The sequence below is a fragment of the Streptococcus sp. NLAE-zl-C503 genome, from assembly GCF_900104285.1.
GTDB lineage: Bacteria > Bacillota > Bacilli > Lactobacillales > Streptococcaceae > Streptococcus.
Window position 1 is genome coordinate 222981 of record NZ_FNJT01000002.1, and the last position, 13809, is coordinate 236789.

Here is a 13809-nt window from a genome sequence, read left to right on the forward strand (position 1 = left end):
TTCAGGGGGAGATGGCAACCTTTTACTCTTGCCCTTCCATTTTCAGATGCGTATTACAGTTTGAGAGCCAACATATTGGCCGTCATACCAGCTGCAGTCCCCATAAGGTAGACGACATCTCCCTCCTTGATAAGTCCATATTCCAAAGAATAAGCCAAGCCAAACGGTACAGAGACTGACACCATATTTCCATAGTCAGTGACGAGATTGAGGTACTGATCCTCGGCCACACCTAGTTTTTCCATGACCAAAGGAAGAGCACGACTTGCTTGGTGAGGAATGATATAGTCCACGTCTGCCAAGGCTAACTGTGTTTTTTCTTGAAACTCTTCAAACATGACTGGGATTTTACGAGCAGACAAGAGGAGGATTTTCTTCCCCTTCATGTCAAACATATAGTTGGTCTTAGTCACTTCAGAGTACTCTTTGGGTTGAAAAGAAGTCAGACCTCCACGAATCTCAGTATCATGAACTCCTTCTGACCAAGTACGTTGGAGACTAGCAATGACCCCTTTTTCCTGATGACTTTTTTGGAAAATAAAGGCTGCTGCCCCGTCACTAAAGAGTTCAAAACTTTCTTTTTGCTTGGGATTGAGCCCTAAACTACCAACCTCACTAGACACAATCAGGACACGACCGTATTCGCCCGCCTCAATCAAGTGGGACATGGTCGATAGAGCAGAAATAAAGCTAGTACAGGTCGTATTGATGTCCATAGCTGGGATTGAGTGTCCTTTTGCCACGCGTTCATGAATCAAGGCAGCCGTACATGGAATAGGCTGGACTCCAACGGCACTCGCCGAAACCAGACAATCAATGTCTTCTATTTTTAAATTTGCTTTTTCAAGTGCCTGCTGGATAGCTGCTTCTGCCAAATCTAGTTGGGTTTCTTCATTTTCAACTACACGATAACGGGTCTGGTCTTTAAATTGCACTGTATGCTTTGGAAGGGAAATGCCATAACCTGCGATTTCTACATGTCTTTTTACTTCTGTCATTGTCTTTTTTCCTTTCATAAACGTTGGATACGTTTGAGTTTACGGCTAGTATCCCAGTGATAATCTGAAAATTGGATTTGAGGAACTATGAACTCTTTTTGCTGGGCCAAGAGTTGGAACTGTGCTAAAATTGCTGTCTCTACGTCCTCATCTCGTCGGCTTAGACAAACTTCTACTAATTTCTCGGAATGTTGCTTAACTTGGTAATCTCCCACATTCTCCACAAAGAGGATGCAACGTCTGATAAAGTCTGGATAGATGGTCACCTGTCCCCCATCCTGCCCTTCAAAGTAGAAAATATCATCAGAGCGTCCTTCGACCTTGTCAATCCGCGTATAGCAGGAGCCACAGGGACAAGGCTCCGGATTTTCAACCAAGATATCATTGAGCTGGTAGCGATAAACAGGCTGACTGCTTCGTTTAAAGTCCGTAATCACTGGATAAAAACGGCAGTCATCTAGATACTGCTTTTCCACAAAGATAATGTCTTCGTTGAGATGCAGATTGCCAGCTGAGCAAGTACAGGCTAGAAAACCTTCAGTTGCCTGATAAACCTGGTCAATAATGGATAGAGAAAAGGCTTCTGCGATGCGTTCCCTATCCTTATCTTCCAAGATTTCTGCTACAGAAACGATTTTTTGTGGATGAATGTCTAACTCTCCAGCTTTTAGTCGTTTGCTCAACTCGAGCAGCATAGAAGCAGGCGCCACCACTATGGTCGGTTGGTAGCTATTGAGACGGCCGATATGGTCATCCGTATTTTTAAAAATATCAAAGTACTCTAACCGAATGAGCGCTGTATTAATGGTTTGATAGAGTTCATTATCAGCTCTCAGGAAAAAGGCGATGCGATGGCCAAACAGCTGGTCCTTGGGCAACATCTTGGCTAAAATAGCCGCCGCCCACATACTACGCTCTTTCTCGTTCGTGATAAAGAGCCCTCTATGCCCAGATGTCCCCGAAGATAGACCGACAGCTACTTCACCTTTAAGTTCAGTGAAATCACGGGTCTTTTCACTTTCGATGGCTAGAGCTAGCGCTTCATCACGATCCACTCCTTGGGTGTTGAGTTCATTGAAATGTTCCATCATAAAGGCCTTGTCCATATGGTCAAAGTCGGCTGGTATCCCATTTTTAAAATAAGGAGATTCTCGCTTCAAAAAGTCCATATAGTTAGCTAATTGCTTTTTCTGATAGTTTTCTAAGGCTTCTCGAGACTTAAAATTATGAAGCCAACGCGTTTGGATAAAAGTTTTAAGAAAGGTTATTTTTTTCATACAAAATCCGCTCGATCCTTTCTACAGGGTCATGGCTAACAACTACCTCAATACCGTCTCTCAAGACTTCCTCCAGAAACTCTGTCCCCTTGATATAGTCTGCCTTATTGTCCTGCACCAGGGAAGGAAGCAGGTGCATCTGCTTGGTGTAAGGCAAGAGGTCAATTCCCCAACAGAGGTCTGCTGCGATGAGAAGATTAAGCTCTGGAAGGCACAGACAAGCTTGCCCCCTGGCATGCCCGTCAACAGAAGCTACTAGGATACTGCCATCTCCGAAAAGATCACAAATCGGACGATAGGGAAATCCCGAGTGATGCTGGTCAGTTCTGATAATGGTTAGATTTTCTTCAAAAGAAGCTGGCAAAAACTCCTTGAAAATCAAGTCTTTCAAATTAGGTTTTTGGTAGACTTCATACACTTCTTTGGTCAGTATAAAGGTTGCATGAGGAAAGAAGCTAGCTCCTCCCAGATGATCTGGATGTAAATGAGATAGAAGGACATAGTTTATTTCTTCTGGTTTGATTCCCTTCGCTTTCAGTAAATGTGAAATCTGGTCCTTCTCCGTCATTTGAACAGGTGTTCCTAGACGATAGAAACCATAGCGTAGTTTAGTTTTAATGTTATAGTGATAACCAGTATCATATAGCAAATAGCCCTTGTCTCTATGTTTAATCAGAAAGACACCAGCTGGGAAGGTCATCTTTTTATTCTTGACTCCCTTGAATAGCAAAGCCGCATAACTAGTACAATATCCGGCAGGGAAATAATCAATGCTTTCGATAATCTTGGACATATTGTTCAATCCCTTCCGAAATACTGATTTGAGGGCGATACCCCAAGTCTCGCTCCGCCTTGCTGATGTCCAACGTCTGGCTATAACGGAGCAGATAATAGGTATAGCGTGTCAGAGCTGGCTCGCCTTTGAGTTTCAAGGTCTTATAAAGAAACTCCAAACTACTTGCAATAGCTGAAAGAAGAGGAGCCGGCACTTTTCTGTATGTTATCGGATAGCCCAGTCCTCTCAGGGTTTCTTCTATCAAATCCTTAAAGGCTCTTGGTTCCCCATTGGTAATATTATAAACTTCGCCACTAGCTTGAGGGGTCTCTAGTGCCAAGCGAATTGCCAGAGTGACATTTTCTACACAGGTCATATCCATGAGCTGACGACCGTCCCCTATCAAGGGAATGCCAATCTTCTGACTGAGTTTGAGAACTCGAGGCAAAATACTGGTATCCCCAATCCCAAAAAGCCCACGAGGTCGTAAGATCATACTCGGAACATCGGGATAATCCTTAAACAGCTTCTCCGAAGCCAGTTTGCTACGAATGTAGTTGTTCAGATTATTTTCCTGAGGCGCAGCGCTTTCTTTGATGGCTAGCTGATCTCGAGGAGCAGCATAGATGCTAGGCGAGGACACATAAACCAAACGCTGAATACCAACCTCCCGACAAGCATCCAGAACATACTTGGTCCCCAAGACATTTGTCTGGTAGAAATCTTCCCAAGGTCCCCAGACGGTAGAAAGAGCTCCCGCATGCACAACCATGTCCATACCCTGACAAGCCTGAGTCAGGTCCTCTTGCTTGGTCAAATCTCCTTGGAAAAATACCACAGAGGAGTTCTCTAAAGACTGACCAACCTTGCGATTGCGTCCAAAAGCGCGTACCTGATAGCCATGCTGACTGAGCTCTTCAACAACATACTTACCTAGAAAGCCCGTAGCACCTGTTACCAATACTTTCTTCATCTTTTATTTCTCCATGTTCTCTAAGAGCCGATGTATTTCGCTCTTCAGAATCTCTGTTGGCTGGTAGTCTTGAGCTGCACGACTAAGTTTGTTCAAGTCTGACCAGTCATCTCTAGCCAACAACTCATCAAAAGCGCGTCCAATCGCTTCCGTATCCTCTCGTTTAGTAGTCAGGGAAATCCCCGCCTCTAATCCACGAACCGCATAGTCATACTGATCATAGTCATGGGGGAGAATCAAGGCAGGCTTGCCATAGATGATACACTGGTAAAAAATACCCGCACCGCCATGATGAATCACATAATCCATCTGAGGAATGTACTTCTTATAGGGAAGATAGGATACCACCGAAACATTGTCCATGAGCTCTTCACATTGGAAGTCTTGTCCGCCAAACCCCAGAGTTACAAAGAAGTGGCAATCTGGATGGGCTTTAGCCAATTGTTGTGTCTGGTAGAGGAGATTGTCTTTGGCCCATGCTAGCTGAGTCCCACAAGATACGAGGACTTTCTTATGATTTGCATAAGGAGCCAAATCCAGAGGATAATTCTCTGCCCTCTCAATCGAAGACCCAAAAGGTCCCACCCAAAGGTAGTGCTCTGGAAAACCACTTTTCAGCTCCAACTCTTTCATCCCAATTCCCAAGATGGAATAGGGCGAATAAATGGTTTCCTGATTTTTGTGATTGTAGAGCTTAAAATCGTAACGTTTCAAGCGTTCTCTAAGTAGAAAGGTTACGATTCGTTTCCCTAAACGAGTCACTTTTCTTCCTAGCCATTGCTGGATAGATTGGAAAGGATTCTTTGGACTACCCATTCCTCCAAAGAAACAAGGCGGTCCATCTGTCGTTTCAATGGCAAACTGTGTCGCCATAGTGGTAATCCAAGGAATCCCCAACTGTTCCGCTACTAGTCCTCCAGAGAGGGTTATAAAATCCGCAATAACAATATCTGGTCGATTTTTCTGCCATTCTTGCACTAGTTGGTCAGACACTACATTGATCAAATCTAGACTAGCTGACAACTGTTGATAAGCAGAAATAAGGTTTAATTGCCCTTCATTATTAGCTACTCGCTCAAACTCATCTACAGAATTTTCTAAAATGGGAATCACTTGGAATCCCATCTCCTCTGCGACAGCTTTTCGTTGTGGTCCTGTAAATAATCGAATCTCATACAAGGGATCCTTCAACAAGGGAGCGAGTAGGTTGAGGGTTGGGAAGAGATGCCCACTTAAGGGCACTACAACCACATCAATTTTGATTTTTCTCATATGTCTAGGATAGCAAATTTTTAAAAAAAGAACTACCAAAATGATAGTTCTTTCTAATATTATTTATATTTTGGGGAATACGTCGCTTTCACTTGAGTCAATCCTTAAAAGAGTTCTTTATAGAGAGCAATGGTTTCTTCCAAAGTCGGCATAAATGGGTTTCCTGGTGCACAGGCATCGATCAAAGCATTCTTAGAAAGGTAGTCAAAGTCAAAATCTTTTTCTTGGATACCGAGTTCAGTGAGTTTCTTCGGAATCCCTACTATTTCAGACAGTTTCTCAATTTCAGTGATGGCGTAGGCTGCACATTCTTCATCAGTTTTCCCTTCAACATGAAGTCCCAAACCCTTGGCTACATTGCGGAAAGCTTCTGGTACACGTTTGGCATTTTCACGTTCTACAACTGGAAGAAGCATGGCACAGCAGACACCGTGCGGTAAATTATACACTGCACCGAGCTGGTGAGCCATTGAGTGAACGTAGCCCAAACCAGCATTGTTAAAGCTCATACCACCGAGGAAGATAGCATTGACCATCGCCTCACGCGCTTCGATATCTTGTCCATTAGCCACAGCACGAGGGAGGTACTCCTTGATGAGTTCAATGGCTCCGATAGAGAGTTTCTTGGTCACATCATAAGCACCCGGTGTTACCAAGGCTTCGACAGCGTGGGTAAGAGCGTCCATACCTGTTGCTGCTGTCAATCCTTTCGGTTTAGAAAGCATGAGTTCTGGGTCATTAACAGAGATAAGGGCTAGGCTGTTCTTATCTACCATTACCATTTTGACCTTGCGTTCTTCGTCAGTAATCACATAGTTAATGGTGATTTCTGCTGAAGTTCCAGCCGTTGTATTGATCGCAACCACCGGCAACCCTTTTTTAGCAGACTTGTGGAGACCCTCATAGTCTTGCGGTTTTCCACCATTTGTCGCAATGATAGAGATACAACTAGCCGCATCCTGAGGAGATCCTCCCCCAAGACTAATGATGAAGTCACATCCATGCTCCTTCAAAGCAGCCACCCCGTCTTTGACGTTCTTACAAGTCGGATTTGGCTCGACATCGCTAAAGATCACATATTCGATCCCTTCAGCATCTAATGGTTTTAGGACTTTGGGTAAAATATCACTGCCTTCGATGAACTTATCTGTCACCAAGAGAGCCTTCTTATACCCCAGTTCCTTGATATACGGACCTACTTCATTTACAACACCTTTACCAATAAGGTTAACTGATGGAACGTAAAATGTAGCCATATGCTTTTCCTCCTGCGCCTTTGCGCTATTTGATTATTTACTATAAGTATACGATCTTAGTACAAGTATTACAAATTTTTGTAAGCGTTTTAAGTAAAAAATCAGTAAAGAACCACTGGTCACATTTTAAAAACAAAAAAGCTCCAATAAGACGAATTTCATCTCATTGGAACTTTAACTTAATCGTTATTGCTTAGTTAGGACGACTCGGTCAGATGCCTCACGGTCCATATCATCGATAATCATTTGATTACCATTAACCGTGTAAATTTTGACATCATCACCGATAATGACACGTTGATTTTCTGGCTCAAAGCTAACTTGCTTGATTTCCTTATCTCCATCTGGCTCGACCTCAGTCCAGGTACCAGTTTTACCAGTTACAACAAGAGTGATCTGGTCATTCTCATCTTTTCCAGTATAGGTACCATCGATGTTAGTAGGTTGAGCTACAGCAGTGTCCTGACTTGAGGACGCCTGTGGTTGGCTAGCACTTGTAGTAGCACTAGAAGATGACTCTTGTTGAGTAGAGGATTGCTGGGTAGGTGCTTGTGTCTTAGATCCACAAGCTGCTAAAAGACTAAGAATTGCTAGGGAAGCAATAGAAAGTGTGAATGTTTTTATTTTCATAGCGACTTCCTTTCTTTTGTGCTAATGTTGTTTCTGAAATCGCTTTCAAGTTTTCCTATCCCCAGTATAGCAACTTAAACCTCGAAGGTCAATTAATCTCACGCTTTCCCACCAAACCCGCTCGCACTTCCGAGATAAAGTAGAGGGAGCCCGTCACGAAAAGCAGGTCCTGATCATTGGCATTTTCTTCAAATTCGCTGATAAAATCACGATAAGAGTCAACCAGTTTATAGCCAGAAACATCGCTTTCTTCTAAAGAGCCTTGGTAATCAAAGCCAGTCACCTTGACTTTCGCCTCTGGCAAAGCATCTGTTAAATAACCTAGCATCCCTTGATAATCCTTACGTTTAAGGGCGCCAAAAAGGATTTGAACCTGGTATCCTTGCTGAATTTTCCCTTGGATAAACTCGACCAGACGAGTCAAGGCTGGAAGATTGTGAGCCCCATCTAGGTAGATATGCGGACGAATCCGTTCCAATCGACCGGCCCAGTGGGTCTCTTTCAAGGCCTGTCTGACAAGCTCTTCTTCGACCCTTTCACCTCCTGATGCCATAAACAGAAGAAAAGTTTGTAAAGCCAAGGCGGCATTTTCTTGCTGATAAGCACCCTCCAAACTGATTTCAAGCCGTGAAAAACTTGCTAGCTTACTTGAAAAATCTCCCGCATTTAAGGTGAAGTCTTGCCCGGTTTGATAAAGGTCCACGTCTAACTCTCTCGCTTTACTTTGGCAGACAAGCTCTGCTTCTGGAGAAAGCTTAGCAATGACCGCCTTCTTGCCAGACTTGAAAATACCAGCTTTCTGATCTGCTATTTCCTCCAGACTATCGCCCAAGGTCTCCTGATGATCTAGACCAATCGAAGTAATAACTGCAATCTCGCCTGTTACGACATTAGTCGTGTCAAGCAAACCACCAATCCCCACTTCTAGAAGAACCAGATCCACTTCCTGCTCTTTAAAGTAAAGCAAGGCAATCAGGGTCAACAACTCAAAGAAAGACAATTGGTCATGTGTTTCCAAAAGAGTTTTTTCCATCTCCTTGACTTGGTTAGCTGTACGAATAAAATCTTCATCAGCAATCGGTTGTCCATTGATACAAATTCGATCATTGATGCTGATAATATGAGGAGAGGTAAAGGTGCCAACTTTTTTACCATGAGCAACAAACAACTCCCTCATAAAGGCAATCGTTGATCCCTTGCCATTGGTCCCTGTCACGTGGATAATAGGATAAGTCTTCTCAGGATTCCCCAGCAAATCCACTGCTTGCTGCATTCGTCCAAGTCCAGATCTAAAGTTTAAACCAATCCGACTATGAAGCCATTCTTCTACTTCAAACATGCATATCTCCTTAACAAAAGTACATTCCACTACCACAACAAAGTATAATTACAAGTAAAAAGCGAGGTCGGGACAAAAATCCCGACCTCTTACCTGGTTAGCTAATCACTAGCTACTATGAATTTTAGCGCAGGGCTAAAAACGTCCACTGGACTTACTTACGGTCTTTATTTTTAGCGTAAGGGTAAAAATATTCCCCAGACTTACCAGTTCTCTCTTAGTTAAAGGAACTGGGGTAAAAATATCCCCCGGATATTTTTACTCCTCCATAAAGCTGTTGAAGACTTCTTCAATCATGTTCCATTCGTCTTCTGAGTCTTCTGGGATTGGTTGCAATTCGCCTTCTGTTCCGTCTTCATTTTCGATGAATGAGTAGGCTTGGATTTCAACTTCACCATTTTCATCTTCTTCTGCGTTAACTGGCACTAGAAGAACATAGTTCTTACCAAATTCTTCTTTCCCGTCGATGGTCAAAAGAATTTCAAATAAGGTTTCATTTCCTTGCTCGTCTACTAGTGTAATCAATTCACGTTCTTCGTGATCGTGGTTGTGATCGTGTGACATAGTTTCTCCTCTGTCTTAAAATTTTCTATCTAAATAATTTTGCAAAATCAGCTGAGCAGCCAATTTATCAATGACTTTTTTTCGCTTGTTGCGACTGATGTCAGCCTGCTCAATCAACATACGCTCAGCTGCGACTGTCGTCAAGCGCTCATCTTGATACTCTACTGGCAAACTAAAAAGTTCCTCTAGTTTTGCTCCGTAGGCTTGACTAGCTTCTACTCGCGGACCGCTGGTATTGTTCATGTTTTTAGGCAGACCTACTACAAAACGTTCCACCTTATAGCTGTCAACCAATTCCTTGATACGGTCAAAACCAAACTGGCCCTGATCCTCATTAATCTGGATGATTTCAAGTCCTTGAGCGGTGAAGCCTAGTGGATCGCTAATCGCAACACCCACTGTTTTTGAACCGACGTCCAATCCCATAATTCTCATAGATTATAGATCGACTCCTTGTCCTTTAAGGTAATAGCGCACCAATTCTTCAACAATTTCATCACGCTCATACTTACGAATTTGATTTCGTGCATTATTGTAACGAGGAACGTAGGCAGGGTCTCCACTCAATACATAACCGACGATTTGATTTATCGGATTATAACCCTTTTCATTCAAAGAAGCATAGACATCTGTCAACGTCTCGCTAATCTCTTTTTTGTTGGAATCATCCAATTTAAAACGTACAGTTTCTTCAGTAAATCCCATTCTAACACCCTCTTTCCTTAGAATAGTACTATTATAGCATATTTCCTTACGTTCTACAATTAAGTCAATCCATTTATTTGGATTTTCTTACTGTTCTGTCGCACCATTTGCCACTCTGTCTGCGATATATTGGCTTGGTTCATTTTTCAAAAGAGTCTCTAAGCCAAGATTTTTCAAATAATCTGTCTGTGACGCCTTTTTGACATCCAAGACTTGTAAATCATAGGTCGTTGTGGTCTGGATTTCAGTCTCACTGAGCAGTTTGGTTTCAAGTGTAAAACCTGCCAATTTGCGCGCTTCCTGAAGTATTTCATCCTTTTCTTCTGCTTCTAAAAGAGCTTTTTGAGTTTCTTCAAGACCGTGGTCAGCGATAAAGGATTTCAATTCCTCACTTAAGGGCCGTATTTGCCGAATAACCAATTTTAGAAATTGTTTCCCTTTATAGGTAATGGTTTGCGTTTGCTTGACACCATCTCCTGACTCAGGGAAAATCAAAGTCTTGGTCACAACCGTATTCTTTTCCGCATTTTCCAAAACGGGCAGAGTAGACTGGAGTGTTTCGGATTCACTTTTTGAACTGGATGTCGTTTCCTTCTTTTGGCCACATCCTGCAAGTAGCAGGAGGAGAGTAGCTGCGCCAATTACTATCTTTCTCATAATTCCTCACATGATTTTTGATAAAAAATGAACAAGGCTAGGAGATACCCCAGCCTCGATGTTTATAGAGCTGCACGCAAACGTGCTTCTGCATTTTCTACATTACGGACAGAGCGTGGTAAAAAGGCACGGATATCATCTTCTTTGTAACCGACCTGCAAACGCTTCTCGTCAACTAGAATAGGACTTTTTAAGATCCGTGGCGTTTCCATGATTAAGTTGAGTACTTCATTCACACTCAAATCTTCGATGTCAACTCCTAAAGCTTTCGCATAGCGGTTTTTTGATGATACAATGCTGGCAATTCCATTATCTGTCTTTGTCAGAATATCAAGTAGTTCTTCTCTCGTAATCCCTTCTTTACCAAGGTTTTGTTCTTTATAACTTAACTGGTGTGCGTTGAGCCAAGTCTTCGCTTTCTTACAGCTTGTGCAACTGGAGACGGTATAAATCTTAATCATGTGCCTACCCCTTTCGCTACATGTTACTATCAGTTTAATCTATTATACCATAAAAAACATCCGACTTGCGACCTATTTTTAAAAAAATTTAACTTTTTTAGCGATTTCCGTACTTTTTTCTTGACAAAATCAATTTATAGCCAACTTTTAAATTTTTTGATATACATTCGTTTCACAACTGTAACACTTATCATATAAAGGACGATAATCAAAAGCAAAAAGAGGAAATAAATTGGTTCCAAAGGGGTTAAATGAAGCAGGCTAGCAATTGAAGAGTAGGGAAGGAAGGTCACAAAACTAGCTGCTAGGAAGGTTGTTCCAAGAACAAACCATGATGGACGACTTTGTAAGAAAGGCAGTTTTGCTGAACGAAGCATATGGATAACCATGGTTTGGGACCACATGGATTCAATGAACCAACCTGTCTGGAACAAGATGATAAAGCCCGTTGCAGCCTCTGCTCCGTGAGTATAAGCTTGACCTGTCGCCATTGGGACAATGACAAAATAGAGCAAGATAAAGGTCAAAATATCAAAGGCAGAAGAAATCGGACCCATCCAAATCATAAAACGAGTAATAGACTTAGCCTCCCACTTATGAGGATGTTTCAAAAAGTCTTCATCTACATTATCAAATGGCAAGGCAATGCAAGAAAGATCATAGACGAGGTTTAAGACAATCAAGTGAATCGGAGCCATAGGAAGGAAAGGTAAAAAGATACCAGACACTAAGAGTGAAAGAATATTCCCGAAATTAGAGCTGACCGTCATCTTGATATATTTGGTCATATTAGCATAGACTTTGCGTCCTTCAACCAGACCTTTTTCAAGCACCATCAAATCCTTATCCAGCAAAATGACATCAGCTGTCTCTTTGGCAATATCTACTGCTGTATCAACAGAAATCCCCACATCTGCTACTTTCATAGAAGGAGCATCATTGATCCCATCTCCCATATAACCGACACAATGTCCATTAGATTTGATTTGTAAAATGATTCGTGCCTTTTGATCAGGAGAGAGTTTGGCAAAGACAGTCACCTTCTCAACTGCTTGGGCTAACTCTTCGTCCGTCATGGCGTCAATATCAGAACCCCGCAAGATTTGATCAACGTTTAAACCAACTTTTTCACATACTGCTTGTGTTACCTTCTCATTGTCCCCCGTCAAGATCTTTGTTTCAACACCATGCTCCAGCAAAGCTTGGATAGCAGGGGCTGCAGATGGTTTTGGTGGATCTAGAAAGGCAAGATAACCTGTTAGAATCATCTCCTTTTCATCTTCAACCGAGTAAGCAAAACCTTCTTTTAGGCCTGTTTTATAAGCGACTCCCAAGACTCGCAAGCCCTGTTGATTAAGTTGGTCCACTTCTTTTAAGATTTCCACTCGGATATCATCCGTCAGAGGGCTAATCTGACCTTGATATTCCACATGGGTTGAAATCGCAAGCATTTCCTCTAGGGCACCCTTGGTTACCAAACTAACAACTTCGTTTTCATCCTTGACGATAACACTCATCCGTCTGCGTTCAAAGTCAAAGGGCAATTCATCTATTTTTTGGAAGCTAGTATCCAAATTTTGTAGAATAGCGTGTTCTTTAGCTTCTTTTTCAGTTCTACTGATAATGGCTCGGTCCATTAAATTTTTCAATCCCGTTTGAAAATAGGAATTGAGATAGGCACGTCTCAACACAGACAAATCCAAATCCCCATGTATATCCAAAGGATATTCAAGGACAATCTCGTCTTGGGTAAGGGTTCCCGTTTTATCCGTGCATAGGATATCAATAGCACCTAGGTCCTGTATGGCATTGAGTTTCTTGATAACCACTTTTTCCTTGGCCATGATAATGGAGCCTTTTGCTAGACTGGCCGTGATGATCATAGGAAGCATCTCAGGTGTCAATCCAACACCAACACTCAGTGCAAACACACCTGCTTCTAACCAATCTCCATCTGTCAAGCCATTGGAGAGAAAGACGATGGGAACCATGACTAACATCAAACGGATTAAGAGCCAAGAGATGCTGTTCATCTCCCGCTCAAAAGAGGTTGGTTCGTCATAGGTATTGAGAGTCTGCTCGATTTCTCCCATCATGGTGTCATCACCGACCGCTAGAATCAAAGCCTTGGCACTTCCTGATATCACATTGGTTCCCATAAAGGCGAGCGCTTCTGCTTCTAGCAGACTATCAAAGTTTGACTGACTCATTTTTGACAAGGCCAGTTTTTCAACCGAGTCACTTTCACCTGTCAAGCCAGACTGTTGGACAAAGAAATCACGTGATTCAATCAAAAGGAGATCTGCTGGAATCATATCCCCAGCACTTAATTTGACTATATCTCCAACGACCAAATCTTCAATTGCGACCTCTAAACTCTGGCCTTCGCGGATAACTGTGGCAGTGTTCACAATCATTTTTGATAGATTGGTCGCAGCCTTGTCACTCCGCAGTTCTTGGACAAAGCGTATGCCACCAGAGATTAGAACGAGAACGACGATGATGATAGAGGTCGTCGGATCTTCTTGTCCAGGCTTCGCCAGCCAGACATTGGTCACCATGGAGATCATAGCGATGACCAGCAGGATGATTGTAAATGGATTGATAATAGATTCGTAAATCTTTTTGAGGATACTGTCTTCTTGACCCTTGGTGATGGTGTTTTCGCCATATAGGTCACGATTTTTCTCCACCTGCTCTTCAGTCAAGCCTGTTAGACTTGTCTTATAAAAAGATAGAGTTTCGTTTAAAGATGTGTGAATAGCTGTTGCTAATCTTTCTTTTGTAGTTTTCATTGGTTTCTCCTATCTGTATGAATGATGTGTTTCATACACAGAGACCAATCACTTTATAAGGGCAGAACGACACAAATCAGCGATTGGCTGTGTATGTGCGGTTCTGG

At 42.4% G+C, this 13809-nt stretch carries 14 protein-coding genes; all 14 read right to left on the minus strand.

The features are described 5' to 3' along the window. Positions 1 to 53 precede the first annotated feature (53 nt). Entirely contained in the window at positions 54 to 998 is a 945-nt protein-coding gene (locus tag BLS46_RS05290) for a 3-oxoacyl-[acyl-carrier-protein] synthase III C-terminal domain-containing protein (RefSeq protein ID WP_093586068.1), read from the minus strand. A 14-nt stretch (positions 999 to 1012) separates the two neighbouring features. After that, a complete protein-coding gene (locus BLS46_RS05295; protein WP_093586070.1) occupies positions 1013 to 2275 on the minus strand; it encodes a F390 synthetase-related protein in 1263 nt (420 codons plus the stop codon). Then, on the minus strand, positions 2253 to 3068 hold the full coding sequence (locus BLS46_RS05300; RefSeq protein WP_093586072.1) for an MBL fold metallo-hydrolase: 816 nt from the start codon (positions 3066 to 3068) through the stop codon (positions 2253 to 2255). Before BLS46_RS05300 ends, BLS46_RS05295 begins: the two co-directional genes overlap by 23 nt. Further along, on the minus strand, positions 3043 to 4023 hold the full coding sequence (locus BLS46_RS05305; RefSeq protein WP_093586074.1) for an NAD-dependent epimerase/dehydratase family protein: 981 nt from the start codon (positions 4021 to 4023) through the stop codon (positions 3043 to 3045). The genes BLS46_RS05300 and BLS46_RS05305 overlap by 26 nt, the downstream gene beginning before the upstream one ends. A 3-nt stretch (positions 4024 to 4026) precedes the next feature. Beyond that, a complete protein-coding gene (locus BLS46_RS05310) occupies positions 4027 to 5295 on the minus strand; it encodes a glycosyltransferase (protein ID WP_093586076.1) in 1269 nt (422 codons plus the stop codon). Positions 5296 to 5399: 104 nt separating this feature from the next. Beyond that, positions 5400 to 6551, minus strand: a complete 1152-nt coding sequence (locus BLS46_RS05315; protein ID WP_093586078.1) for an iron-containing alcohol dehydrogenase — start codon at positions 6549 to 6551, stop codon at positions 5400 to 5402. Positions 6552 to 6737: 186 nt separating this feature from the next. Beyond that, positions 6738 to 7181: an SP_0198 family lipoprotein gene (locus tag BLS46_RS05320; protein ID WP_093586080.1), complete on the minus strand. Its 444-nt coding sequence runs from the start codon at positions 7179 to 7181 to the stop codon at positions 6738 to 6740. Positions 7182 to 7269: 88 nt separating this feature from the next. Next, positions 7270 to 8520, minus strand: a complete 1251-nt coding sequence (locus BLS46_RS05325) for a bifunctional folylpolyglutamate synthase/dihydrofolate synthase (protein ID WP_093586082.1) — start codon at positions 8518 to 8520, stop codon at positions 7270 to 7272. A gap of 258 nt (positions 8521 to 8778) precedes the next feature. Next, on the minus strand, positions 8779 to 9084 hold the full coding sequence (locus BLS46_RS05330; RefSeq protein ID WP_000017624.1) for a DUF1292 domain-containing protein: 306 nt from the start codon (positions 9082 to 9084) through the stop codon (positions 8779 to 8781). 15 nt (positions 9085 to 9099) lie between these two features. Further along, positions 9100 to 9519 (minus strand): Holliday junction resolvase RuvX, encoded by a 420-nt coding sequence (gene ruvX / locus BLS46_RS05335; RefSeq protein ID WP_004244031.1) that lies wholly within the window; start codon positions 9517 to 9519, stop codon positions 9100 to 9102. 3 nt (positions 9520 to 9522) lie between these two features. Then, positions 9523 to 9789, minus strand: coding sequence for an IreB family regulatory phosphoprotein (locus BLS46_RS05340; protein ID WP_000507060.1), 267 nt, complete (start codon positions 9787 to 9789; stop codon positions 9523 to 9525). Positions 9790 to 9876: 87 nt separating this feature from the next. Continuing rightward, positions 9877 to 10446 (minus strand): SP0191 family lipoprotein, encoded by a 570-nt coding sequence (locus BLS46_RS05345; protein ID WP_093586084.1) that lies wholly within the window; start codon positions 10444 to 10446, stop codon positions 9877 to 9879. A gap of 62 nt (positions 10447 to 10508) precedes the next feature. Further along, positions 10509 to 10907: a transcriptional regulator Spx gene (gene spx / locus BLS46_RS05350; RefSeq protein WP_000591165.1), complete on the minus strand. Its 399-nt coding sequence runs from the start codon at positions 10905 to 10907 to the stop codon at positions 10509 to 10511. A 134-nt stretch (positions 10908 to 11041) separates the two neighbouring features. Next, positions 11042 to 13702 carry a magnesium-translocating P-type ATPase gene (gene mgtA, locus BLS46_RS05355; protein ID WP_093586086.1) on the minus strand — a complete coding sequence of 887 codons (2661 nt, stop codon included), beginning with the start codon at positions 13700 to 13702 and terminating at the stop codon, positions 11042 to 11044. Positions 13703 to 13809 lie beyond the last annotated feature (107 nt).